Raw genomic sequence first — 23106 nt, forward strand, 5'->3', positions numbered from 1 at the left:
GCCGCGACTGGATCTCAATTGGCGGTAATGGCCAGTAGACAGGGCCTGCGGTTCTTCTAGAATGCCTGCCACTGATAACTCTGAAAGGATTCAAAGATGATCAACGCCAGCCTGCTGCAAATGGTAATCAACGCGTCGAACGACGGGATCGTGGTCGCCGAAAAGGAAGGTGAACAGGACAATATCCTGATTTATGTGAACCCGGCGTTTGAGCGACTGACCGGTTACACCAGTGAGGAAATCCTCTATCAGGACTGCCGCTTTCTTCAGGCCGGTGATCGTGACCAGGAGAATCTGAAGCTGATTCGCGATGTCTTGCGCAACAAGGGAGCGTGCCGGGAAATCCTGCGCAACTACCGCAAGGACGGCACGCCGTTCTGGAATGAGCTGTCGCTTTCCACGGTAAAAAACGCCGATGACGGGCAGACTTATTTCGTTGGTGTGCAAAAGGACGTCACCGTTCAGGTCAAGGCACAACAGCGCGTTGTTCAACTGGAAGCCGAGGTCGCTGCCCTCAAAGCAGAACTCGCTGCACTTAAAGCGACAAACGGTCAAAACAAAATCGCGAACTAAGTGTCATTAACTACAATCACCAATGACTTTGTAACTATATCTTTCGAGTTAGCCATGCAGCGCGACGCCCTCCTCACTCAGGATGAGCTGGATTTCATCCAGACCATGCAGCACAACCCGCAATTGAACGTGCGGGATGCGACGTCGAGTCTGCTGGTTAACGGCGGTTCGCAAATCCGTGATTTGCTCACGCGCCTGGCCGCTCACGAGCAAGTGACCATTCAGGCCAACTTCGAAAATCAGCAGATGACCTTCCCGTTGCATCTGGTCGAAGACGAGTTTCACGCGTTGCACCTGCGTCTCGGCGTACCGAGTATTTACGAAGACGGCCCGATGGTGCGGCCATGGCGTTTGACTCTCGAAGAGCCGGTAGCTCTGGAAAACGCCAAAGGTCAGCCGGGCACGTTGTGGGTCCACGAGGTTTCGCACAAAGGTGTGCTGCTGGAAGTGCGCAACAAGACCAAACCGCCCAAGCATTTCGCGCTGTGGTTCAGCCCTTCGGGTTACGAGCGGATTTCATTGCGCGGCAATTTCGAACGGGAAACCGAGAGCGGTTTCTACGCCTACGAACTGAGCCAGACCGACACCGATGAAACCGAGCGTCTGCGCCAATTCATCCTGCAGCAACATCGTTTGACACATCCTGCCCTTCACACCTGAGTTTCAGGTATCCAGATTGCCGGCCAGAAACTGCAGCATGCGCTGACGCATGTTCGCGCCTTCATTGCCCAGGCAAGCAACAGAGGATCCGGCCAGACTGTCCTGTGCCAGATCTGAAGCGTCGCCCGCCAGCATCAACTGACAATCGAGACTCAATGCCAACCGGTTCAAACGCCGAGGCAATTCGGCGCTGGGCGCGTGATTGGAAAACAGCACGAGTGCATCAGGTTTGATCTTTTCGCAGACCAACGTCAGCTCATCGAACGGCTGACCTGTGGTCAGCACCCGAACACCGGAATTGTTGTCGCTGAGAAACAGCGCCGCCACCAACAACTCCAGCTCTCGACATTGCCCGGCCAGCGCGCTGACGATCACTCGGCGCGGTTGCGTACCACGCAGCATGACGATCCGCTGCAATACCCGCGCCCGCAGGAATCCATCGAAGAACAGCCACTCGCTGGTTTGCCCGAAAGCCTCCTGGCGCTGCAACAATTGCAGCCACAAAGGCATGAGGATGTCCTGAAACACCACCGGCAATGAGTATGAAGAGAAAATCTGCCCATAGACGCGGTCCAGTTGCTGGTCGTCGAACGCACTGACCGCCTGCTGGATCTGCTCCTGCCATTGCAGGTAATCCGCCTGCACCAGATCATCGGGGATGATGTGCGCCAATACTTTCATCGGTTCGGTCTTGGCGAGGATCTTGCCGACCTTGCTCACGGCGACACCGCGATCAATCCAGTCGACGATGCTGCGCACGCGCTCGATATCGGTCATCGAATAGAGCCGATGCCCACTTCCGGTGCGCGTGGGCTGAATCAGACCGTAGCGCCGCTCCCACGCGCGCAAGGTCACCGGGTTTACACCTGTCAGGCGTGCGACCTCACGGATAGGGTACAGATCCTCGCGCTCGAGCGCAGAAGATGTCTGCGAAGCAGGCTTTGCGTCCGTGATGACAGGCATAGAGTGTTCAACTTCCATGTCGGAGAGATTTGGATCCCATTCTAACGCTTATGCCCCGATTGCGATCAAGTGCAGAAATGCGACGAAAGTCGCTGGTTTAATCGGGAAAAACCGGAATAATCCTTGCTTGTTGAAAAACGCAGGCCTCTACCCTGGCCCTGCGTCAGGCGAAACTCCTACCCGGAGCGACGCAAATGAAATACGGAGATACATAATGTCTACTTCCCCTGTCACGCTGATGGTTGCCCGTCGCGTCGCTGATGGCCGTTATCAGGACTTGATCGCCTGGCTGCGCGAAGGCGAACAACTGGCCACTGATTTCCCCGGTTACCTGGGCTCAGGCGTGCTCGCTCCGCCGCCCGGCGATAATGAATTCCAGATCATCTTCCGCTTTGTCGATGAGCAGACGTTGCATGCGTGGGAACATTCGGTCTCACGTACCGCGTGGCTGAGCCGTGGCAGCGACCTGTTTGCCCACCCGAAAGAACATCGAGTCAGTGGCATCGAAGGCTGGTTCGGCGCTGCCGGGCAACGTCCTCCACGGTGGAAACAGGCCGTCGCGATCTGGCTGGCGTTCTTTCCGGTGTCACTGCTGTTCAACTTTGTCTTCGGCCCGTTGCTCGCAGAACTGAGCCTGTTGCCGCGTATGTTGATCAGCACGGCGTGCCTGACGCCGTTGATGGTTTACTTCTTTATTCCATTGTCGACCCGATTGCTGGCGAACTGGCTGAACAGTACGCCGGTACGACTGCCTGTTTCGGCGACACCTCAGAAACATTAAAGATCGCAGCCTCGTTGCACTCGACAGCTCCTGCAGGACTGAACACAGACCAGGGTAGGTGCTGTCGCAGGCTGCGATCTTTTCAGGCTCGTCGCTGTTATAGTTTTTGCTCCACCCGCGATGCGAGCCGTTCATGCCTGATTCCTCAGCCCCGATCCTCATCACCGGTGCCGGCCAGCGTGTCGGCCTGCATTGTGCGCAGCGGCTGCTCGAGGATGGCTATCGCGTCATCTTCACTTACCGCAGCGAACGCCCCGGCGTGCAAACGCTGCGCGATCTGGGCGCCCTCGGCCTGTTCGCCGACTTTTCCAGCGAAGCCGCGATTCTCGCTTTCATCGCCGAACTGAAAACCCACACCGACAGCTTGCGCGCCATCGTGCACAACGCCTCCGAGTGGCTGGCCGAAACCCCGGGCAGCGAAGCCGAAGCCTTCACGCGCATGTTCAATCTGCACATGCTCGCACCGTACCTGATCAACCTGCACTGCGGTGAACTGCTAAAGCACTCGACGCCCGCCGACATCATTCATATCAGCGACGATGTCACCCGCAAGGGCAGCAGCAAGCACATTGGCTATTGCGCCAGCAAAGCCGGGCTCGACAGCCTGACCCTGTCCTTCGCCGCTCGCTATGCGCCGACCATCAAGGTCAACGGCATCGCCCCGGCCCTGCTATTGTTCAATCCCGACGACGACGCGGCGTACCGCGCCAAGGCACTGGCCAAGTCCGCGCTGGGCATCGAACCCGGCAGCGAAGTGATCTACCAGAGCCTGCGCTATCTGCTCGACAACCCTTATGTCACCGGTACGACCCTGACCGTCAACGGCGGAAGGCACGTCAAATAACACCTGCCTGCGAGGCTGCCCATGACCCGCTCACTGCCCGAGAATTACCGCGAAATCCTCATTGGCCTCGGTGAAGATCCCGACCGCGAAGGACTGCAAGACACCCCGGTGCGCGCGGCCAAGGCCATGCAATACCTGTGTCACGGTTACGAACAGAGCGTCGATGAGATCGTCAACGGCGCGCTGTTTGCCTCGGACAGTGACGAGATGATCATCGTCGCCGACATCGAGTTGTACTCTTTGTGCGAACATCACCTGCTGCCCTTCATCGGCAAGGCCCATGTGGCTTATATTCCGACGGGCAAGGTGCTGGGTCTGTCGAAAATCGCGCGACTGGTGGACATGTTCGCCCGACGCCTGCAGATTCAGGAAAACCTCACCCGGCAAATTGCCGATGCGGTGCAACAGGTCACCGATGCCGCCGGCGTCGCGGTCGTCATTGAGGCCAGACACATGTGCATGATGATGCGCGGTGTCGAGAAACAGAATTCGACCATGAACACCTCGGTCATGCTCGGCGCGTTCCGCGAGTCGAGCAACACCCGCCAGGAGTTCCTGCAATTGATTGGACGGAGCAAGTAAATGCCACAACTTCAGCCGGGAATGGCGCGCATCCGGGTCAAGGATCTGCGCTTGCGCACCTTTATCGGGATCAACGAGGACGAAATCCTCAACAAGCAGGATGTGCTGATCAACCTGACCATTCTGTACGCCGCGCAGGAAGCGGTGCGTGACAATGACATCGACCACGCGCTGAATTACCGCACGATCACCAAAGCGATCATCGCCCACGTCGAGGGCAACCGCTTTGCGCTGCTCGAACGCCTGACTCAGGAATTGCTCGATCTGGTGATGAGCAACGGTTCAGTGCTGTATGCCGAAGTCGAAGTCGACAAGCCGCACGCGCTGCGTTTTGCCGAGTCGGTATCGATCACCCTCGCGGCTAGCCGCTGAGCTTCAAGCTTCGAGCTGCAAGCGGTAAGCTAACGGCCGACCCCGATCCAACCTTGCAGCTTGAAGCTTGCCGCTTGAAGCTGTCTCGCAGAGACTCCCATGAACGAGCAACAACGCCTCGAACTCGAAGCCGCCGCCTTCCGCCGGCTCGTCGCCCACCTGGACAGCCGCAAGGACGTGCAGAACATCGACCTGATGAACCTTGCCGGGTTCTGCCGCAACTGCCTGTCGAAGTGGTACAAGGCCGAAGCCGACGAGCGCCAGATCGAGGTCAGCCTCGACGACGCCCGCGAAGTGGTTTACGGCATGCCGTACGCCGAGTGGAAAGCCCAATTTCAGCAAGAAGCCAACGCCGAGCAACAAGCCGCGTTCGCCAAAGGAAAAACCCATGAGTGATCTGAACACCCTGCGCGCCAGCCTCAAGAGCGGCGAACACGCTTTCGCCGACACGCTGGCTTTCATCGCCGCCGGTTACGACTATCAGCCGCAGGCGTTCAACAACGGTGGCGTGGAAAACGCCGCCGGGCAGAACGAAGGTTCTTGCAAGACCCTGGGTCTGGCACTGCTGGAAGGCCTGAGCGATGAAGAAGCGCTGCTGGCGTTCGGCGAGCATTACCGCTCGGTAGTGGCGACACCTGAGGGCAGTGATCACGGCAATATCCGTGCGTTGATCCAGCACGGTCTGGCCGGCGTGAAATTCACCGCCCAGCCCCTGACCCGACGCTGATCCCTCTCTCCACACAAAATCCCTGTGGGAGCGAGCTTGCTCGCGAATACGGACTTACATTCAACGTTGATGTCGACTGACAAGCCGCTTTCGCGAGCAAGCTCGCTCCCACAGGGTTATGCGGCGTAGCTGAAACTCCGGGCAAAAAAAACCGGCCAATCTGGCCGGTTTTTTTATGTCTGCGATTTAGAACGAAGCGTTCTGCAGACCGTCCAGGTAACGCTCGGTGTCCAGTGCGGCCATGCAGCCAGCGCCGGCCGAGGTGATCGCCTGACGGTAAACGTGGTCAGCCACGTCACCGGCAGCGAAGATGCCTTCGACGCTGGTCGCCGTAGCATTGCCTTCACGGCCGCCGTGCACCACCAGATAACCGTCTTTCAGGGTCAACTGGCCTTCGAACAGCGAGGTGTTCGGGGTGTGACCGATGGCGATGAACACGCCGTCGACGGTGATTTCGTCGAAGCTGCCATCGTTGTTCTTCAGACGCGCACCGGTCACGCCCATGTTGTCGCCCAGCACTTCGTCGAGGTTGGCGTTCAACTTGAGGATGATCTTGCCTTCGGCGACGCGAGCGTTGAGCTTGTCGATCAGGATCTTCTCGGCGCGGAAGGTTTCGCGACGGTGGATCAGGGTCACGGTGCTGGCGATGTTGGCCAGGTACAGAGCTTCTTCAACAGCGGTGTTGCCGCCGCCGACCACTGCAACAGGCTTGTTGCGATAGAAGAATCCGTCGCAGGTTGCGCAGGCGGAAACGCCTTTGCCCATGAACGCTTCTTCCGATGGCAGGCCCAGGTAACGCGCGCTGGCACCGGTGGCGATGATCAGGGCGTCGCAGGTGTAGGTCGCGCTGTCGCCGGTCAGGGTGTAAGGCTTGGCAGCAAAGTCCACGGCGTTGATGTGATCGAAAACGATCTCGGTTTCAAAACGCTCGGCGTGCTCGCGCATCCGCTCCATCAGGGCTGGACCGGTCAGGCCGTGAACGTCGCCCGGCCAGTTGTCGACTTCGGTGGTGGTGGTCAGTTGACCGCCAGCCTGCATGCCGGTGATCAGCAGTGGCTTGAGGTTGGCGCGAGCCGCGTATACCGCAGCGCTGTAACCGGCAGGGCCGGAACCGAGAATAATCACTCGCGAATGACGGACTTCAGACATGACCTGCTCCTGTTGACCGGGCCGAAAAACTGGCACGGATCGCCGGACTGCCGGCGGGAATAAAAAAGGACCGTGGAAAACCTTGGGGAAGGCTTGAGCTCGACAGTCCTGTAAAAAGTTGGGTGCAGCGTATCGAGGGGGGCAAGATTAAGGAAATACGGTTTAACAATCCAGCTCATAGGTGGTCTCTATGCCGACACACTGACAAGATGGACGTCTTTGTTACAGTGAATGTCGATCGCTCTACCGCGCTTTCGCCGTCGTTGCAAAGCCGGTAAGGTCGGCGCGTTTTCCCTTGCTCGGAGCACCTTATGCCCGCCCCTGTTCTGTCCGGCCCGCAATACCTGCGCGAAGGCCTCAAACTGGTCCTCAGCCCCGGCCTGCGCCTATTCGTATTGTTGCCGCTGGCGATCAACCTGGTGCTGTTCGTCGGATTGATTTATCTGGCCGGCCACCAGTTCAGTCTATGGGTCGATACGCTGATGCCATCGCTGCCCGAATGGCTGAGTTTCCTCAGTTACATCCTCTGGCCACTGTTTGTAGTGCTAGTGGCACTTATGGTGTTTTTTACCTTCACCATGCTGGCCAACGTGATCGCCGCACCGTTCAACGGCTTCCTTGCCGAGAAAGTCGAAGTAGTGGTACGCGGCACTGATGACTTCCCGGCGTTCAGCTGGGGCGAACTGATTGCGATGGTGCCGCGCACCCTCGCCCGGGAAATGCGCAAACTCGGCTACTTCCTGCCACGGGCGATCGGACTGTTCATTCTCTCGTTCATCCCGGTGGTGAATATCGTTGCTGCACCGCTGTGGTTGTTGTTCGGCGTGTGGATGATGGCGATCCAGTACATCGACTACCCGGCGGACAACCACAAACTGGGCTGGAACGAAATGCTCGCCTGGCTGCGCCAGAAGCGCTGGCAGAGCATGAGCTTTGGCGGGATCGTCTATCTGGTGCTACTGATTCCGGTGGTCAACATTCTGATGATGCCGGCGGCTGTGGCCGGGGCGACGTTGTTCTGGGTGCGTGAGCGCGGTGCCGAGAATCTTGTGACTCAACGCTAGGCCGGCAACAAACAGCCCGTCACAAATCCATCATCCGAACGTCACAAGCACGACATGGCCTCAGTCGACACTGGGGTCATGACGACAGCTCTACACATCACCCTGATCAGCGAAACCTTCCCACCGGAAATCAACGGGGTGGCCAATACCCTTGGCCGCTTGTGCGATGGACTGCGCGCGCGTGGGCATCAGGTTGAACTGGTGCGGCCGCGTCAGGCCGGTGATCCGCAGCGCAGTGAGGATGACGCGCTGCTACTGTGTCGGGGTTGGCCGTTGCCGGGATATCCGGGGCTGCAATGGGGTCAGTCGTCGATGCACAAACTCCTGCGGCGCTGGAAGCGCCAGCGTCCCGACGTGTTGTACATCGCCACGGAAGGCCCGCTCGGGTTGTCGGCGCTGCGTGCGGCGCGCCGTTTGGGGATATCGGTGGTCAGCGGTTTTCACACCAATTTTCAGCAATACACCAGCCAATACGGACTCGGTCTGCTGACGCGGATGCTCACGCATTATCTGCGCTGGTTTCACAATCGCTCGGCCATGACGCTGGTGCCGAGCGTCAGCCAGCGCCTGGAACTGGAGCGGCGGCATTTCGAGCGGTTGGCGCTGTTGTCGCGCGGTGTCGACAGCCAGTTGTTTCATCCGAGCAAACGGCTGAATGCCTTGCGTGAGCAATGGGGCCTGTCCGAGCAAGACATTGCGGTGATACACGTAGGACGACTCGCACCGGAGAAGAACCTTGGCCTGCTCAAACGTTGCTTCGAAAAACTGCGCGACACTTATCCACAGCGCAATCTGAAACTGATCGTCGTCGGCGACGGGCCGCAGCGGCTAGCGCTGGAAAAGGATGTGCCCGAGGCGATTTTCTGCGGCGCGCAGCGTGGTGAAGCGTTGGCGGCGCACTATGCGTCCGGCGATATATTTCTGTTTCCAAGCCTGACCGAAACCTTCGGCAATGTGGTGCTGGAGGCGCTGGCATCCGGGCTGGGTGTGGTGGCCTACGATCAGGCTGCGGCGGCGCAGCATATTCGCCACGGTTACAACGGCGTGTTGGCGATGCCTGGTGATGAGCAAGCCTTTTGCGAGGCGGCGGCGTGGTTGCTGGAAGAGGATGAAACGTTGCGCTGCGTGCGCCTGAATGCGCGGCAGCATGCAAGTCGCCAGGGCTGGCCGGCGGTTATCGAGCAGTTTGAAAAGCATTTGCGCGGGGCTTGTGTAGGGGAGCAAGTGGTGCCGAATGCGCAGACATTGCCTTGAATCCAGGCGACTTGGAGACCGCTATCACGAGCAGGCTCACTCCTACAGGTGGAATGCATTCCAATTGTAGGAGTGAGCCTGCTCGCGATGGCGTCAGTACAGCCGCCACTTAAACCAGCGTCATCAACGCCTCACGGCTGAACGGCAAAATATCCTGTTCACGCCCTTCGCGGACTTTCTGCGCCCAATCCGGATCGACCAGCAACGCACGCCCCACCGCCACCAGATCGAACTCCTCTTTATTCAGACGCTCCAGCAGATTCTCCAGACTGGCCGGTTGTGCGACCTTGTCGGTGTTGACCATGAACTGCAGGAACTCGCCATCCAGGCCAACACTGCCAACGGTGATGGTCGGCTTGCCAGTCAGTTTGCGCGTCCAGCCGGCCAGGTTCAGCTCGGAACCGTCGAATTCCGGCTCCCAGAAGCGACGCGTCGAGCAGTGGAAAATATTCACGCCAGCGTCGGACAGTGGTTTGAGGAATTCACCCAGCGCTTCCGGGGTTTGCACCAGACGCGCTGTGTAGTCCTGCTGTTTCCACTGCGAGAAGCGGAAGATGATCGGGAAGCCTTCACCGACCGCCGCACGCACGGCTTGAATCAGTTCGATGGCGAAACGCGAACGGTTGGCCAGGCTGCCACCGTATTCGTCGGTGCGCTGGTTGCTGCCCTCCCAGAAAAACTGGTCGATGAGGTAACCGTGGGCGCCGTGGATTTCAACGCCGTCCATGCCGATGCTTTGTGCATCTTTGGCAGCCTGGGCGAACGCGGCGATCACATCCTGAATGTCTTGTTTAGTCATGCCGTGCACCACGACCTGACCGTCCTTGAGTTTTTCCGATGGGCCGTAACCCGGCACGCTGGCGTCCGGCTCGGTGCCGATGCGACGCACGCTGCCCACGTGCCACAGTTGCGGAACGATCTTGCCACCTTCAGCGTGAACGGCGTCGACGACTTTTTTCCAGCCGGCCAATGGCGCTTCGCCGAAGAACTGCGGCACGTTCGGGTAACCGTTCGAGGCAACGTGGCCAACGGTGGTGCCTTCGGTGATGATCAAGCCAACACCGGCAGCCGCACGACGGCGGTAGTACTCGATGACTTTCGAATTGGGCACGCCACCCGGGGAGAAAGAACGGGTCATCGGCGCCATGACCACGCGGGTCGGCAGGTCGAGGGCACCGAGGTGGAACGGTTTGAACAAGGCTTGAACGGGCATCGAGAGGCTCCACAGAGATGACTTTATGACGGCGATAATATGGAGGGCCGAAGCCTTTGAACAGCATTATTGATTTCGGTGATTAAGGATCAGAAACGAAAAGATCGCAGCCTCGACAATCCCGTGTAGGAGCTGCCGAAGGCTGCGATCTTTTGATCTTGCTTTATCAGCTCAGCGCTTTTTCAATCGCATGCACAATGGTCGGATCATCCGGCGCCGTGCGCGGCGAGAACCGGGCCAGCACCCGGCCGTCCTTGCCGAGCAGAAACTTCTCGAAATTCCAGGTGATGTCACCGGGAAACTCCGCGCCCTCGCCCGCCAGCAGACGGTAGAGCTGATGCCGTTCGTGACCGTTGACTTCGAGTTTGCTCGACAACGGAAACGTCACGCCATAGTTGAGGCTGCAGAACTCCTGAATGTCCTTTTCAGAACCGGGTTCCTGGCCGGCAAACTGGTTGCACGGCAGGCCCAGCACGCTGAAACCTTTGCCTTTGTATTGCTGATAGAGGTTTTCCAGCGCCGCGTACTGTGGGGTCAAGCCGCATTTGGAGGCGACGTTGACCACCAGCACGACTTGGCCCTTGAACGGCGCCAGCGGTAGCTCCTGACCATCCAGGGCTGTCAACTTAAGGTCGTGAAAAGCACTCATGACGAACTCCAAGATTCCCGTGTTCTACTCGAAACAGCCACTTGGCAAGGTCACCAAGGACAGCCGCGGACTAAAAAGGCGCCCGCAGGCGCCTCTCCAGTACTCGAAGCTTAGCGCAGAAAATCAGTGGTGATGGCCACCTTCGCCATGGACGTGGCCATGAGCGATTTCTTCCTGGCTGGCATCACGGATGTCAACGATCTTCACTTTGAAGTTCAGGCGCTGACCGGCCAGTGGGTGGTTACCATCAACCGTCACGTCGTCGCCGTCGAGGTCGCGGATGGTGACGATTTGCATCTGGCCGTCCGGCGCCGAAGCGTGGAACTGCATGCCGACTTCCAGCTCGTCAACGCCTTCGAACATGCTGCGGCTCAGGGTGCTGACCAGCTCAGCGGCGTATTCGCCGTAAGCGTCTTCCGGCTCAACGGAAACTTCCAGCTCGTCACCAACAGCTTTGCCATCCAGAGCTTTTTCCAGGCCCGGGATGATGTTGCCTGCGCCTTGCAGGTAGACCAGCGGAGCGCCGCCGGCGGAGCTGTCGATGACCTCACCAGCGTCGTTGGTCAGGGTATAGTCGATGGAGACAGCCTTATTGGCGGCGATCAGCATGGGGCGAGACCTTTTGCATAAGAATATAGAAAGGCCAAGTTTAGCGAAGCAATCGCGCGAAAGCGAACACAACCCGGACAAACGGGTTTCGACGATCGCAGGCTTTCATCAGGACGAGGACGGTCACTGGGTCGTCGAGCTTTCCTGTGGCCACACCCAGCACCTGCGCCATCAGCCGCCCTGGCAATCGCGTGCCTGGGTGCTGGACCCGACGCAACGTATTGAAAAAATAGGCCAACCCTTTGCCTGCGGTTGGTGCGCACAAGGCTCGGTTAGCGATAACCTTGGCGACTGAATTTCGGTAGTCAGCCAGACATAAGCTGACACCATTGCCATGCAACTTTAGAGAATTCGCATGCAAACTTTTTTTATCGCGCCCACCGATTTTGGTGTGGGTCTGACCTCCATCAGCCTCGGGCTGGTGCGCACGCTTGAGCGCGCCGGGCTGAAAGTCGGCTTCTTCAAACCGATTGCCCAGCCGCATCCGGGCGACACTGGCCCTGAGCGCTCGACTGAACTGGTAGCACGTACTCACGGCCTGAAACCACCGCAACCACTGGGCCTGGCCCACGTTGAGCGGATGCTCGGCGATGGTCAGCTCGATGAGCTGCTCGAAGAAATCATCACCCTCTATCAGCAAGCCGCCATCGGCAAAGACGTGCTGGTTGTGGAGGGCATGGTGCCGACCCGCAGCGCCAGTTACGCCGCGCGGGTCAACCTGCATTTGGCCAAGAGCCTCGATGCCGAGGTGATTCTGGTCTCGGCCCCGGAAAACGAAGTGCTCGCCGAACTCTCCGGGCGCGTCGAATTGCAGGCGCAATTGTTCGGTGGCCCAAAAGATCCGAAAGTCCTCGGGGTGATCCTCAACAAGGTCAAGACCGACGAGAGCATGGACGCCTTCGCTGCGCGCCTGAAGGAGCATTCGCCGTTGCTGCGCAGCGGTGATTTCCGCCTGCTCGGCTGCATTCCCTATCAGCCGGAACTCAACGCACCACGTACCCGTGACGTTGCCGACCTGATGGGTGCACAAGTGCTTAATGCCGGTGATTACGAAACCCGCCGGATGACCAAAATCATCATCTGCGCGCGAACCATGCGCAACACCGTCGAGCTGCTCAAGCCCGGCGTGCTGGTGGTGACGCCGGGCGATCGCGACGACATCATCCTCGCCGTCAGTCTGGCCGCGATCAACGGCGTGCCGCTGGCCGGCCTGCTGCTGACCAGCGACACCCTGCCCGATCCGCGCATCATGGATCTGTGCCGTGGTGCGTTGCAGGCCGGTTTGCCGGTGCTGTCGGTGAGCACAGGCTCCTACGACACCGCCAACCTGCTCAACGGTCTGAACAAGGAAATCCCGATTGACGACCGCGAGCGTGCGGAGATCATCACCGATTTCGTCGCCAGCCATCTCGACGCCAAATGGCTGCACCAGCGCTGTGGCACGCCGCGGGAAATGCGCCTGTCGCCAGCGGTGTTCCGCTATCAGTTGATTCAGCGCGCGCAAGCGGCGAACAAACGCATCGTCCTGCCTGAAGGCAGCGAGCCGTTCACCGTGCAAGCGGCGGCGATCTGTCAGGAGCGCGGTATAGCCCGTTGCGTGTTGCTGGCCAAACCGGAAGACGTCGAAGCGGTCGCTCGCGCCCAAGGCATCATCTTGCCGCCGGGCCTGGAGATTCTCGATCCGGACCTGATCCGCGAGCGCTACGTCGAGCCGATGGTTGCCCTGCGCAAAACCAAAAGCCTCAACGCACCGATGGCCGAACAGCAACTGGAAGACACCGTTGTGATCGGCACCATGATGCTGGCGCTGGACGAGGTCGACGGTCTGGTCTCGGGCGTGATCAACACCACTGCCAACACCATTCGCCCGGCCCTTCAGTTGATCAAGACTGCGCCGGGCTGCACGCTGGTGTCGTCGGTGTTCTTCATGCTCTTCCCAGAGGAAGTGCTGGTTTACGGCGACTGCGTGATGAACCCGCACCCGAGCGCCAGCGAACTGGCCGAGATCGCGTTGCAAAGCGCCGACTCGGCCGCTGCATTCGGCATCACCCCGCGCGTGGCGATGATCAGTTACTCCAGCGGCGAATCGGCCACCGGCGAAGAAGTCGAGAAAGTCCGCGAGGCCACCCTGCTCGCCCATGAACAACAACACTCCCTGCTGATCGACGGCCCGCTGCAATACGACGCCGCCGCCAACGCAGAAGTCGCCCGGCAACTGGCGCCAAACAGTCAGGTCGCCGGTCGCGCCACAGTGTTTGTGTTCCCCGATCTGAACACCGGCAACACCACGCACAAAGCCGTACAACGCAGCGCCGATTGCGTCAGCCTCGGGCCGATGCTGCAAGGCTTGCGCAAACCGGTGAATGACTTGCCACGCGGCGCGCAAGTCGACGACATCGTCTACACCATCGCCCTCACCGCGATTCAAGCCGCCAACCGACCTATGGATGTGTAAATGCTGGATTTTCTACCTGCACCCGTGCGCGGCGTGATCGCTTCGCTGCTGTTGGCACTCAATACGATTCTGCTGTGCTCGTTTCTGTTCTGCGTAGCGCTGATCAAAGTGCTGCCGTTCGACCTCGCCCGACGCGCCTCGCTGTGGTTGATGAGCCACACCCACGAAGCGTGGATCAGCAACAACAAGGGCTGGATGAACCTGGTACGGCGCACCCGCTGGCACATCAGCGGCCTGCAAGGTCTCGACTACCAGCACTCGTACCTGATCACCAGCAATCACCAGAGCTGGGTGGATATTCTGGTGCTGCAATACGTGCTCAACCGAAAGATCCAACCGCTGAAGTTCTTCCTCAAACAGGAGCTGATCTGGGTGCCGGTGATCGGTCTGGCGTGGTGGGCGTTGGGCTTTCCGTTCATGAAGCGCTACTCCAAGGCGTATCTGGCCAAGCATCCGGAGAAGAAAGGCAAAGACCTCGAAACCACCCGCAAAACCTGCGCGAAGTTTCGCGATAACCCAGTCGGGATATTCAACTTCGTCGAAGGCACGCGCTTCACCGAAGGCAAGCATGCGCAGCAGCAGTCGCCGTTCAAATACCTGCTCAAGCCCAAGGCTGGCGGGATCGCCTTTGTGCTGGATGCAATGGGTGAACAGCTGGAGTCGATCGTCAACGTGACCATCCACTACCCGGCCGGGCGTCCGGGGTTCTGGGATTTGCTCTGCGGTAATGTGCGCGAAGTGGTGGTGCACTTTGAAGAGCTGAAGATTCCGCAGCAGTTCATTGGCAAGAATTACGATCAGGACGGCGAGTATCGCCTGCAGTTCCAAGGCTGGATCAATCAACTGTGGCTGGACAAGGATGCGCTGCTCGAACAGATGCACCGCGAATATCCAGCGAATTAAAGATCAAAAGATCGCAGCCTTCGGCAGCTCCTACAGGGTGTACGCCGATCCAATGTAGGAGCTGCCGAAGGCTGCGATCTTTTGACACTCTCAAAGCGACAAAAAAGCCCGCCGATGATCACTCATCGGCGGGCTTTTTCTTGCAGCTTGAAGCTAGAAGCCAGTCGCTGCTTCAGTGCTTAGATCGCGCCACGCTGACGCAGCAGATCCAGCACTTGCTTGACGCTGTCTTCCAGACTCAGTGTCTGCGTGTCGATCACCAGATCGGCATTCAGCGGCACGTCGTACGGGAAGGATTCACCCGGGATGTTATCGCCAGCGGCGGCATACAGACCTTGCGGATCACGCTCAGCGCACACGGCCGGCGAGGCCTGCACGTAGACCGTCAGCAGACGATCCTTGCCGATCAGATCCTTGGCCTGCTCGCGACCTTCAGCGCTTGGCGCGACGAACGCCGCCAACGTCAGCAAACCGGCTTCGTTGAACTGACGCGCGACGTGCGCGGCACGACGCCAGTTTTCCGTACGGCCGGCGCGATCCTGTGGCAGACCTTTGTTCAAGTCATGACGCAGGTTCTGGCCATCCAGCACAAACACCGCACGGCCCAGGTCGAACAGCTTGCGCTCGACCGCGTAAGCCAACGTGCTCTTGCCCGCGCCCGACAGGCCGCTGAACAGCACGGTTGCCGGTTGCTGGCCGAAGCGCTGGGCACGTTCTTCAGTGGCCACGTGCGCCAGTTTGCCGTGGTGCGTGGCAGTGCCATGGGTCACTGGCTGCGCGACGATCATGCCGGCACCGACGGTGCCGTTGGTCAAGCGATCAATGACGATGAACGCGCCGGTGGTGCGGTTGCTTTCGTAACCGTCGAGGGCGATCGGCGCGTCGAGCGCGATCTTTACCTTGCCGATTTCGTTGAGCTGCAACGCGCTCGCCGGGCCTTCTTCCAAGGTGTTCACGTCGACCTTGTTGACGATGCTGGCGATCGAGCCCGGCACGTAACTGGTGGCGCGTTTGATGTCGTATTTCTTGCCCGGCAGCATCGGCTCTTCAGCCATCCACACCAGCATCGCTTCGAAGCTGTCGGTGACCGGCGGCACGTTGTCGGCATGCACCAACAGGTCGCCACGGGAGATGTCGATTTCGTCTTCCATGGTCAGCGTTACAGCCTGACCTGGACCGGCGTGCTCCAGCTCACCTTCGAAGGTGACGATGGATTTCACCCGGCTGCTCTTGCCCGACGGCAGCACCACGACTTCGTCACCCTTGTGCACGATGCCGCTGGCCAGGGTGCCGGCGAAACCACGGAAGTTCAGGTTCGGACGGTTGACGTACTGCACCGGGAAACGCAGATCGGTGAAGTTGCGATCGCCCGCAACTTCCACGGTCTCGAGGATTTCCATCAGCGACTGGCCGGTGTACCACGGCGAGCGCTCGGACTTGTTCACCACGTTGTCACCCTTGAGGGCAGACATCGGCACGAAGTGCATGCTGGTCGGCTTCATCTTCAAGCCTTCGGCGAACTTCAGGTAGTCAGCCTTGATCGACTCGAACACGCCTTCATCGAAGTCTTTCAGGTCCATCTTGTTGATGGCGACGACGATGTGTTTGATCCCCAACAAGGACGCGATGAAGCTGTGGCGACGGGTCTGGGTCTGCACGCCGTAACGCGCGTCGACCAGAATGATCGCCAGGTCACAGGTGGACGCACCGGTGGCCATGTTGCGGGTGTACTGCTCATGGCCGGGGGTGTCGGCGATGATGAATTTGCGTTTGGCGGTGGAGAAATAGCGGTAGGCGACATCGATGGTGATGCCCTGCTCGCGCTCGGCCTGCAGACCGTCAACCAGCAATGCCAGATCGATGTCGTCACCGGTGGTGCCGACTTTCTTCGAGTCGCGGGTGATCGCTTCGAGGTGATCTTCGTAGATCATCTTCGAGTCGTGCAGCAGGCGCCCGATCAGGGTGCTCTTGCCGTCATCGACGTTACCGCAGGTCAAAAAGCGCAGCAGTTCTTTACGTTCGTGCTGGCCCAGGTAGGCGAGGATGTCCTCGCTGATCAAATCAGAAACATGCGACATGACAGCCCCTTAGAAATAGCCTTGACGTTTTTTATCTTCCATCGAGCCTGCGCCATCGTGGTCGATGACTCGGCCCTGGCGCTCGGAAGTTCGCGTCAGGAGCATTTCCTGAATGATGTCCGTGAGGCTTTCGGCCTCGGACTCCACCGCGCCCGTCAACGGGTAGCAGCCAAGGGTACGGAAACGCACTTTCTTTTTGACGATGCGCGCTTTGTCTTCATCGGACAGGTGCTCGAGGATGCGCTCGTCGTCGATCATGATCAGCGTGCCGTTCTTCTCGATCACTTCGCGTTCGGCGGCGAAGTACAGCGGCACAATCGGGATGCCTTCGAGGTAGATGTACTGCCAGATGTCCAGTTCGGTCCAGTTCGACAGAGGGAATACGCGAATGGATTCACCCTTGTTGACCTTGCCGTTGTAGACGTTCCACAGCTCCGGGCGCTGGTTTTTCGGGTCCCAGCGGTGCTTGCTGTCGCGGAACGAATACACGCGCTCTTTGGCGCGGGATTTCTCTTCATCGCGACGGGCGCCGCCGAACGCTGCGTCGAAACCATGTTTGTCGAGCGCCTGTTTCAGGCCTTCGGTTTTCATGATGTCGGTATGCTTGGCGCTGCCGTGGGTGAACGGATTGATGTTCTGCGCCACGCCATCGGGGTTGATGTGAGTGATCAGGTCCAGGCCCAGTTCTTCGACCATCTTGTCGCGGAACTTGTACATTTCCTGGAATTTCCAGCGGGTGTCGACGTGCATCACCGGAAACGGCAGTTTGCCCGGGAAGAACGCCTTGCGTGCCAGGTGCAGCATCACGGCGGAGTCTTTACCGATGGAGTACAGCATCACCGGGTTATCGAACTCGGCGGCTACCTCGCGGATGATGTGGATGCTTTCCGCCTCCAGCTGTTTCAGATGCGTCAGTTTGTCGACCATGGCTACTCACGAAAGCTTTCTTATGAACGGCCAGCGGGCCGTGTTCGAGCGGGGAATCCTAGCACAGCGACCTTCTTCTAATCAGGACGCTGGCTAGAACGAAAGGGCATATGAATATGCCCACTCGTTTGGGCGCCGCCTCCTGTAGGAGCTGCCGAAGGCTGCGATCTTTTTGATCTGGTCTGTTAAAAACAAGATCAAAAGATCGCAGCCTTCGGCAGCTCCTACACAGGGAACGGCGTGGAGTCAGATCGGGTTGGGGCAGTCGATGAAGATGTGTTCGACGGCGAAGCGTTTTGCCAGGTAGTCGCCCAAGGCCTGTACGCCGTAGCGTTCGGTGGCGTGGTGGCCGGCGGCGATGAAGCTGATGTCGTTTTCGCGGGCGCTGTGGAAGGTCTGCTCGGACGCCTCACCGCTCAGGTACAGGTCGACGCCGGCAGCGATGGCCTGATCGATATAGCCCTGACCGCCGCCGGTGCACCAGCCAACCCGGCGAATCATCGGGCTACCTTCGATCAGCAGCGGTTCGCGGCCCATGGTTTCCTGCACCTTGCGGGCGAAATCGCGCGCGGTCATCGGATCCTTCAAGGAGCCGACCAGACCGACAATTTTCAGATTGTCCGGATCCAGCGGACCTTCAACGGTGATGTCCAGTTGGCGAGCAAGCTGCACGTTATTGCCAACATCCGGATGCAGATCCAGCGGCAAATGGTAAGCGAGCAGACTGATGTCGTGCTTGAGCAACGTCTTCAGTCGACGCTGCTTCATGCCAGTGATGCACGGGTTCTCGCCCTTCCAGAAGTAACCGTGGTGCACCAGCACCAGATCCGCCTCGGCTTCGACGGCGGCATCCAGCAACGCCTGACTGGCAGTGACGCCGCTGACGATGCGCATCACTTGCGGCCGGCCTTCGACCTGCAAACCATTGGGGCAATAATCGGCAATTTTCGAGCTGCTGAGGTAACGGTCGGCTTCTTCGACGAGGGTGCTGAGGGCAACGGCCATGAAAGACTCCTAAATATCCCGTTCAGAGGCGCGCGCGGCCTCGTATAATGCGCGACATTATGGGCGGTCTGACCCCGCCTGCAACTTTTCCAGGACGTGCTTAATGCTCAAGGCGCTGCGTTTTTTCGGCTGGCCGTTGTTGGCCGGTGTGCTTATCGCTCTGTTGATTATTCAGCGTTACCCACAGTGGGTCGGGCTTCCGAGCCTCGACGTCAACCTGCAACAGGCCCCGCAAACCACCAGCGTGCAACAGGGCCCGGTGTCCTATGCCGACGCGGTGACCATTGCCGCGCCTTCGGTGGTCAACCTCTACACCACCAAAGTCATCAACAAACCGGCGCATCCGCTGTTTGAGGATCCGCAGTTTCGGCGCTTCTTCGGTGACAACTCGCCGAAGCAGAAACGCATGGAATCGAGCCTCGGTTCCGGCGTGATCATGAGCCCGGAAGGCTACATTCTGACCAACAATCACGTGACCAGCGGCGCGGACCAGATCGTGGTCGCCCTGAAAGATGGCCGCGAAACCCTCGCCCGCGTCATCGGCAGCGACCCGGAAACCGATCTCGCGGTGTTGAAAATCGATCTGAAAACCCTGCCGGCCATCACTGTCGGCCGCTCCGACAACATTCGCATCGGCGACGTTGCATTGGCCATCGGCAACCCGTTCGGCGTTGGCCAGACCGTGACCATGGGCATCATCAGCGCCACCGGGCGTAACCAGTTGGGCCTGAACAACTACGAAGACTTCATCCAGACCGACGCGGCGATCAACCCGGGTAACTCCGGCGGAGCGCTGGTCGATGCCAACGGCAACCTTACCGGCATCAACACGGCGATCTTTTCCAAGTCCGGTGGCTCGCAGGGCATCGGCTTTGCGATTCCGGTGAAACTGGCAATGGAAGTGATGAAGTCGATCATCGAGCACGGTCAGGTAATTCGTGGCTGGCTCGGCATCGAGGTGCAGCCGCTGACCCAGGAACTGGCCGAGTCGTTCGGCTTGTCCGGGCGTCCGGGGATTGTCGTCGCGGGGATCTTCCGCGATGGCCCGGCGCAGAAGGCCGGCCTGCAACTGGGTGACGTTATTCTGAGCATCGATGGCGAGCCGGCCGGAGATGGTCGCAAGTCGATGAACCAGGTCGCGCGGATCAAGCCGACCGACAAAGTGACGATTCAGGTGATGCGCAACGGCAAAGAACTGAAGCTCACCGCGGAAATCGGCCTGCGTCCGCCACCGGCGCCGGTGAAAGAAAAAGAAGAATAAAACTTCGTTCGCGCCAAGCGCGCTAATAAAAGACACTCTCAACAGGCATGTTATATTGTTTCAATTCTAAGAATTGGAACAACATAACATGTCGTCTCGAACAAAGGCTTCCCTGCTCGGCCTGAGCCTTGGTCTGCTGGTCGATCCAGCCTTCGCCGAAGAACCCAAGCCGCTTGAACTCGACGCCATCAGCGTCATCTCCGACTACGAATCGCCGACCGGCCCGGTCAAAGGCTACCGCGCCACGCGCTCGTCCAGCGCGACCAAAACCGACACGGCGATCCGTGATATCCCGCAGGCGATCAGCGTAATACCCGTCAGCGTGCTCAAGGATCTGGGCAGCAGCAGTGTCGAGCGCGCGCTGGATTTCGCCGGGGGCGTATCCAAGCAAAACAACTTCGGCGGCCTGACGCTTTACGAATACAGCGTGCGCGGCTTCACCACGTCGGAGTTCTACAAGGACGGCTTCAGCGCCAATCGTGGTTATCCGAGCACGCCGGACGCGGCGAATATCGAGCGCATCGAAGTGCTCAAAGGCCCCGCCGCCAGTCTGTATGGTCGAGGCGATCCCGGCGGCACAGTGAACATCGTTACCAAAAAACCGCAGCCGGAAGCCTTCACCACTCTGCAAACCAGCGCCGGCAGTTGGGATCGATATCGCACCGCGCTGGACGTCAACACACCACTGGATGATGAGGGTGATGTGCTGTCGCGGATCAACCTCGCGGTTGAGGACAACCACAGTTTTCGCGATCACGTCGACAGCCAGCGCGTGTTTGTCGCGCCCTCGATCAGTTGGCAATTGAACCCGGACACGTCGCTGCTGGTGGAAAGCGAAATCGTCCGCCACAGCTCGACCTTTGATCGCGGTATCGTCGCGCCCAACAATAAATGGAGCGGTGTTTCGCGCTCGACCTTCCTCGGCGAACCCAACGACGGCAACATCGATAACCACAATAATCTGCTTCAGGCCACGCTGGAACATCACCTCAACGACAGCTGGAAACTGCGTCTGGCCAGTCATTACAAGGAAGGCAAACTCTGGGGCGATGCTTCGGAAAGTCGTCCATTGAACGCCGACGGCCACACCGTCAATCGCCGCTATCGCGAGCGCGACACCAATTGGCACGACAGCATCACCCAACTGGAACTGCGCGGCCTGTTCGATCTTGGCCCGTGGCAACACGAATTGCTGATTGGCACCGAGTACGAAAACTTCCGCAAGAACGAGCGCGTCACCACTATTGCTGGCGGCCCCTACGCCATCGACATCTACAAGCCGATCTACGGCCAACCGAAACCCAACGGCGCGCGCTCGGGCACTGACTTCTTCGAACAGGTCGAAAGTCATGCACTGAACCTGCAGGACCAGATCGTCTTCACCGACAAACTGCGCGGGATGATCGGCGCGCGCTTCGAGCATTTTGATCAGCACATCGACGATCACAGCCGCAACGCCAGCAGCAACCAACGCCACGACGCGCTCACCCAGCGGGTCGGCCTGCTCTATCAACTGACACCGGAAACCGGGTTGTTCGCCAACGCCTCGACCTCGTTCAAACCGAACAATGGCCTCGACGCCACCGGCAAATCCTTCGACCCGGAAGAAGGCGTCGGCTACGAAGTCGGGATCAAGAACGAGCTGTTCGACGAACGCCTGAGCAGCACCCTCGCCTTCTTCCACATCGACAAAGAAAACGTTCTCGCCCTCGACCCGGCCACCGACACCAGCCGCGCCATGGGCAAGGCACGTAGTCGCGGCTTCGATTGGCAGGTCAGCGGGCAAGTCACCGATGCGGTGCGGGTCATCGGCGCCTTAGCCTACATCGACGCTGAAGTCACCAAGGGCGACGCGGTGATTCCCACCGGCAGCCGCATTCTCGGCGTGGCCAAACGCAGCGGCAGTCTGCTCGGGGTTTATGAATTTCAGGATGGCCATTTGCGTGGCTCGGACGTTGGCGCGGCGTTCACCTACGTTGGCGATCGCTCGGGAGAATCCGGCAGCGACTTCGAATTGCCGGCGTATCACACCGTCGACCTGCTGGCGCATTACAAGGCCAGCGACAACGTCACTGTCGGCCTGAACCTGAACAACCTCTTCGACGAGAAGTATTACGAGCGCTCCTACAGCAACTACTGGGTCAACCCCGGTGAGCCGCGCAATTTCACCGTCAGCCTGACTCTCAACCTGTAAAAGGACGTCACCATGCAATACGGCAAATCCCTTGTACTTATCGCCGCGCTGTTCGCCGGTCAGGTCTCGGCCCATGGACTGTGGACTGAGCAACGGCGCGGCAATATCGAAGTGGTCTACGGTCATGGCGCTGAGGACAACGCGTTCAAGGCGCAGAAGATCAGCGGCGCGTGGGCTTACGACGCGAGCGGGAAAATGATCCCGGTCAGCGTCGAGCGCCTGGCCGACCACGCACGACTGAAACCACTGAAGGCCCCCGCTGTGATGGCGGTAGCCCTGAACAATGGCATGTGGTCGCAGACGGCTGACAAAAAGTGGGTCAACGAAGGCCGCAGCAAAGTGCCCGGCGCTGTCGAGGCAACCGAAACGTTCAAGTACAGCCTGGCGATTTATCAGCCGGGGGCGAAGTTGCCCAAGCTTGATCAGATCAAGTTGCTGATTTTACCGGAGGTCGATCCGTTGACGGTGGGACCGGGCAAGTCTTTACCAGTGCGGGTGTTGCTTGATGGCAAACCGGCGGCTGGGGTGAAGTTGATTGGCGACTATCGCAATGCGCCGAACACGTTGAGCACCGAGACTGACAAGGATGGTCGGGCGCAGGTGTTGGTGAGGAATGAAGGGTTGAATGTGATTGCGGCGCAGATTGAAGTGCCGGTGAAGGACAGCGTGGATGTGGATAGTCGTGGGTTGTTTACCTCACTGACGTTCCTCGGCGAACCGCATCACGAATAAGTGGTGTATTCGAGATACTCGTTAAATCCGAAAATCCCCCCTCACCCCAACCCTCTCCCCCAGGGGGGCGAGGGGGAAAGGGGGCAGATTTGTTTACTCTTCAAACCAGAG

At 59.1% G+C, this 23106-nt stretch carries 24 protein-coding genes; 16 read left to right on the forward strand and 8 right to left on the reverse strand.

Annotated features, from left to right (window positions below; all coding sequences use genetic code 11):
* Positions 1–96: 96 nt before the first annotated feature.
* Both H8F23_RS03010 and H8F23_RS03015 read left to right on the forward strand, forming a co-directional pair.
* Complete coding sequence (locus tag H8F23_RS03010; RefSeq protein WP_194933388.1) at positions 97–573, forward strand: PAS domain-containing protein; 477 nt, start codon at positions 97–99, stop codon at positions 571–573.
* A 54-nt stretch (positions 574–627) separates the two neighbouring features.
* The gene (locus tag H8F23_RS03015) at positions 628–1233 is read left to right on the forward strand and encodes a hypothetical protein (protein WP_016987019.1); all 606 of its coding nucleotides are present in this window, start codon (positions 628–630) and stop codon (positions 1231–1233) included.
* A gap of 3 nt (positions 1234–1236) precedes the next feature.
* On the opposite strand, the gene H8F23_RS03020 is transcribed toward H8F23_RS03015, so the two are convergent.
* Positions 1237–2196: a MerR family transcriptional regulator gene (locus H8F23_RS03020; protein WP_194933389.1), complete on the reverse strand. Its 960-nt coding sequence runs from the start codon at positions 2194–2196 to the stop codon at positions 1237–1239.
* A 214-nt stretch (positions 2197–2410) separates the two neighbouring features.
* On the opposite strand from H8F23_RS03020, the gene H8F23_RS03025 reads away from it, so the two are divergent.
* The 6 genes from H8F23_RS03025 (at position 2411) to H8F23_RS03050 (ending at position 5502) form a co-directional block, all read left to right on the forward strand.
* Entirely contained in the window at positions 2411–2977 is a 567-nt protein-coding gene (locus tag H8F23_RS03025; protein ID WP_194933390.1) for an antibiotic biosynthesis monooxygenase, read from the forward strand.
* Between the two features lie 133 nt (positions 2978–3110).
* The gene (folM, locus tag H8F23_RS03030; RefSeq protein WP_093436042.1) at positions 3111–3821 is read left to right on the forward strand and encodes a dihydromonapterin reductase; all 711 of its coding nucleotides are present in this window, start codon (positions 3111–3113) and stop codon (positions 3819–3821) included.
* Between the two features lie 21 nt (positions 3822–3842).
* Complete coding sequence (gene folE / locus H8F23_RS03035; protein ID WP_093436038.1) at positions 3843–4403, forward strand: GTP cyclohydrolase I FolE; 561 nt, start codon at positions 3843–3845, stop codon at positions 4401–4403.
* Positions 4404–4775, forward strand: a complete 372-nt coding sequence (gene folX, locus H8F23_RS03040; protein WP_007914273.1) for a dihydroneopterin triphosphate 2'-epimerase — start codon at positions 4404–4406, stop codon at positions 4773–4775.
* Positions 4776–4874: 99 nt separating this feature from the next.
* Positions 4875–5171 (forward strand): DUF1244 domain-containing protein, encoded by a 297-nt coding sequence (locus tag H8F23_RS03045; RefSeq protein WP_034154503.1) that lies wholly within the window; start codon positions 4875–4877, stop codon positions 5169–5171.
* Entirely contained in the window at positions 5164–5502 is a 339-nt protein-coding gene (locus H8F23_RS03050) for a HopJ type III effector protein (protein WP_047299789.1), read from the forward strand. Before H8F23_RS03045 ends, H8F23_RS03050 begins: the two co-directional genes overlap by 8 nt.
* A gap of 186 nt (positions 5503–5688) precedes the next feature.
* Here H8F23_RS03050 and trxB read toward each other — a convergent pair whose 3' ends face one another.
* Complete coding sequence (gene trxB / locus H8F23_RS03055; RefSeq protein ID WP_007912350.1) at positions 5689–6651, reverse strand: thioredoxin-disulfide reductase; 963 nt, start codon at positions 6649–6651, stop codon at positions 5689–5691.
* 311 nt (positions 6652–6962) lie between these two features.
* Between trxB and cysZ the strand changes: the two genes are divergently transcribed.
* Positions 6963–7715 carry a sulfate transporter CysZ gene (gene cysZ, locus H8F23_RS03060; protein ID WP_194933391.1) on the forward strand — a complete coding sequence of 251 codons (753 nt, stop codon included), beginning with the start codon at positions 6963–6965 and terminating at the stop codon, positions 7713–7715.
* A gap of 54 nt (positions 7716–7769) precedes the next feature.
* The gene (locus H8F23_RS03065) at positions 7770–8969 is read left to right on the forward strand and encodes a glycosyltransferase family 4 protein (RefSeq protein WP_194933392.1); all 1200 of its coding nucleotides are present in this window, start codon (positions 7770–7772) and stop codon (positions 8967–8969) included.
* A gap of 109 nt (positions 8970–9078) precedes the next feature.
* On the opposite strand, the gene H8F23_RS03070 is transcribed toward H8F23_RS03065, so the two are convergent.
* The 3 genes from H8F23_RS03070 to H8F23_RS03080 form a co-directional block, all read right to left on the reverse strand.
* Positions 9079–10182: an NADH:flavin oxidoreductase gene (locus tag H8F23_RS03070; RefSeq protein WP_194933393.1), complete on the reverse strand. Its 1104-nt coding sequence runs from the start codon at positions 10180–10182 to the stop codon at positions 9079–9081.
* A 166-nt stretch (positions 10183–10348) separates the two neighbouring features.
* Positions 10349–10831: a glutathione peroxidase gene (locus H8F23_RS03075; protein WP_194933394.1), complete on the reverse strand. Its 483-nt coding sequence runs from the start codon at positions 10829–10831 to the stop codon at positions 10349–10351.
* A gap of 123 nt (positions 10832–10954) precedes the next feature.
* Positions 10955–11440, reverse strand: coding sequence for an FKBP-type peptidyl-prolyl cis-trans isomerase (locus H8F23_RS03080; protein ID WP_008085027.1), 486 nt, complete (start codon positions 11438–11440; stop codon positions 10955–10957).
* On the opposite strand from H8F23_RS03080, the gene H8F23_RS03085 reads away from it, so the two are divergent.
* Genes H8F23_RS03085 through H8F23_RS03095 form a run of 3 tightly spaced genes read left to right on the forward strand, consistent with a single transcriptional unit; the run spans position 11409 to position 14798 of the window.
* Positions 11409–11735 (forward strand): DUF3565 domain-containing protein, encoded by a 327-nt coding sequence (locus tag H8F23_RS03085; protein ID WP_194933395.1) that lies wholly within the window; start codon positions 11409–11411, stop codon positions 11733–11735. The genes H8F23_RS03080 and H8F23_RS03085 overlap by 32 nt on opposite strands.
* A gap of 60 nt (positions 11736–11795) precedes the next feature.
* Positions 11796–13895 (forward strand): phosphate acetyltransferase, encoded by a 2100-nt coding sequence (pta, locus tag H8F23_RS03090; protein ID WP_194933396.1) that lies wholly within the window; start codon positions 11796–11798, stop codon positions 13893–13895.
* Entirely contained in the window at positions 13896–14798 is a 903-nt protein-coding gene (locus H8F23_RS03095) for an acyltransferase (RefSeq protein ID WP_194933397.1), read from the forward strand.
* A gap of 179 nt (positions 14799–14977) precedes the next feature.
* Here the strand turns inward: H8F23_RS03095 and cysN are convergent, their stop codons facing one another.
* The 3 genes from cysN to H8F23_RS03110 form a co-directional block, all read right to left on the reverse strand.
* Positions 14978–16876: a sulfate adenylyltransferase subunit CysN gene (gene cysN, locus H8F23_RS03100; protein ID WP_194933398.1), complete on the reverse strand. Its 1899-nt coding sequence runs from the start codon at positions 16874–16876 to the stop codon at positions 14978–14980.
* A gap of 9 nt (positions 16877–16885) precedes the next feature.
* On the reverse strand, positions 16886–17803 hold the full coding sequence (cysD, locus tag H8F23_RS03105; protein ID WP_007912374.1) for a sulfate adenylyltransferase subunit CysD: 918 nt from the start codon (positions 17801–17803) through the stop codon (positions 16886–16888).
* Positions 17804–18049: 246 nt separating this feature from the next.
* Positions 18050–18808: a Nif3-like dinuclear metal center hexameric protein gene (locus tag H8F23_RS03110; RefSeq protein WP_194933399.1), complete on the reverse strand. Its 759-nt coding sequence runs from the start codon at positions 18806–18808 to the stop codon at positions 18050–18052.
* A 103-nt stretch (positions 18809–18911) separates the two neighbouring features.
* Here H8F23_RS03110 and algW point away from each other — a divergent pair, with 103 nt between their 5' ends.
* The 3 genes from algW to H8F23_RS03125 all read left to right on the forward strand — a co-directional run bounded on the left by algW (position 18912) and on the right by H8F23_RS03125 (position 22995).
* A complete protein-coding gene (gene algW, locus H8F23_RS03115; protein WP_093436001.1) occupies positions 18912–20069 on the forward strand; it encodes a Do family serine endopeptidase AlgW in 1158 nt (385 codons plus the stop codon).
* Between the two features lie 88 nt (positions 20070–20157).
* Positions 20158–22263, forward strand: a complete 2106-nt coding sequence (locus H8F23_RS03120; protein ID WP_194933400.1) for a TonB-dependent siderophore receptor — start codon at positions 20158–20160, stop codon at positions 22261–22263.
* Between the two features lie 12 nt (positions 22264–22275).
* Positions 22276–22995 (forward strand): DUF4198 domain-containing protein, encoded by a 720-nt coding sequence (locus H8F23_RS03125; protein WP_194933401.1) that lies wholly within the window; start codon positions 22276–22278, stop codon positions 22993–22995.
* Positions 22996–23106 lie beyond the last annotated feature (111 nt).

Source organism: Pseudomonas neuropathica (genome assembly GCF_015461835.1).
In the GTDB taxonomy this organism is placed as follows: domain Bacteria; phylum Pseudomonadota; class Gammaproteobacteria; order Pseudomonadales; family Pseudomonadaceae; genus Aquipseudomonas; species Aquipseudomonas neuropathica.

Bases quoted from the DNA above. Each gene is read 5' to 3' on its own strand.
- H8F23_RS03010 (WP_194933388.1), top strand. From the start codon at position 97: ATGATCAACGCCAGCCTGCTGCAAATGGTAATCAACGCGTCGAACGAC.
- H8F23_RS03015 (WP_016987019.1), top strand. From the start codon at position 628: ATGCAGCGCGACGCCCTCCTCACTCAGGATGAGCTGGATTTCATCCAG.
- H8F23_RS03020 (WP_194933389.1), bottom strand. From the start codon at position 2,196: ATGCCTGTCATCACGGACGCAAAGCCTGCTTCGCAGACATCTTCTGCG.
- H8F23_RS03025 (WP_194933390.1), top strand. From the start codon at position 2,411: ATGTCTACTTCCCCTGTCACGCTGATGGTTGCCCGTCGCGTCGCTGAT.
- folM (WP_093436042.1), top strand. From the start codon at position 3,111: ATGCCTGATTCCTCAGCCCCGATCCTCATCACCGGTGCCGGCCAGCGT.
- folE (WP_093436038.1), top strand. From the start codon at position 3,843: ATGACCCGCTCACTGCCCGAGAATTACCGCGAAATCCTCATTGGCCTC.
- folX (WP_007914273.1), top strand. From the start codon at position 4,404: ATGCCACAACTTCAGCCGGGAATGGCGCGCATCCGGGTCAAGGATCTG.
- H8F23_RS03045 (WP_034154503.1), top strand. From the start codon at position 4,875: ATGAACGAGCAACAACGCCTCGAACTCGAAGCCGCCGCCTTCCGCCGG.
- H8F23_RS03050 (WP_047299789.1), top strand. From the start codon at position 5,164: ATGAGTGATCTGAACACCCTGCGCGCCAGCCTCAAGAGCGGCGAACAC.
- trxB (WP_007912350.1), bottom strand. From the start codon at position 6,651: ATGTCTGAAGTCCGTCATTCGCGAGTGATTATTCTCGGTTCCGGCCCT.
- cysZ (WP_194933391.1), top strand. From the start codon at position 6,963: ATGCCCGCCCCTGTTCTGTCCGGCCCGCAATACCTGCGCGAAGGCCTC.
- H8F23_RS03065 (WP_194933392.1), top strand. From the start codon at position 7,770: ATGGCCTCAGTCGACACTGGGGTCATGACGACAGCTCTACACATCACC.
- H8F23_RS03070 (WP_194933393.1), bottom strand. From the start codon at position 10,182: ATGCCCGTTCAAGCCTTGTTCAAACCGTTCCACCTCGGTGCCCTCGAC.
- H8F23_RS03075 (WP_194933394.1), bottom strand. From the start codon at position 10,831: ATGAGTGCTTTTCACGACCTTAAGTTGACAGCCCTGGATGGTCAGGAG.
- H8F23_RS03085 (WP_194933395.1), top strand. From the start codon at position 11,409: ATGGAGACAGCCTTATTGGCGGCGATCAGCATGGGGCGAGACCTTTTG.
- H8F23_RS03080 (WP_008085027.1), bottom strand. From the start codon at position 11,440: ATGCTGATCGCCGCCAATAAGGCTGTCTCCATCGACTATACCCTGACC.
- pta (WP_194933396.1), top strand. From the start codon at position 11,796: ATGCAAACTTTTTTTATCGCGCCCACCGATTTTGGTGTGGGTCTGACC.
- H8F23_RS03095 (WP_194933397.1), top strand. From the start codon at position 13,896: ATGCTGGATTTTCTACCTGCACCCGTGCGCGGCGTGATCGCTTCGCTG.
- cysN (WP_194933398.1), bottom strand. From the start codon at position 16,876: ATGTCGCATGTTTCTGATTTGATCAGCGAGGACATCCTCGCCTACCTG.
- cysD (WP_007912374.1), bottom strand. From the start codon at position 17,803: ATGGTCGACAAACTGACGCATCTGAAACAGCTGGAGGCGGAAAGCATC.
- H8F23_RS03110 (WP_194933399.1), bottom strand. From the start codon at position 18,808: ATGGCCGTTGCCCTCAGCACCCTCGTCGAAGAAGCCGACCGTTACCTC.
- algW (WP_093436001.1), top strand. From the start codon at position 18,912: ATGCTCAAGGCGCTGCGTTTTTTCGGCTGGCCGTTGTTGGCCGGTGTG.
- H8F23_RS03120 (WP_194933400.1), top strand. From the start codon at position 20,158: ATGTCGTCTCGAACAAAGGCTTCCCTGCTCGGCCTGAGCCTTGGTCTG.
- H8F23_RS03125 (WP_194933401.1), top strand. From the start codon at position 22,276: ATGCAATACGGCAAATCCCTTGTACTTATCGCCGCGCTGTTCGCCGGT.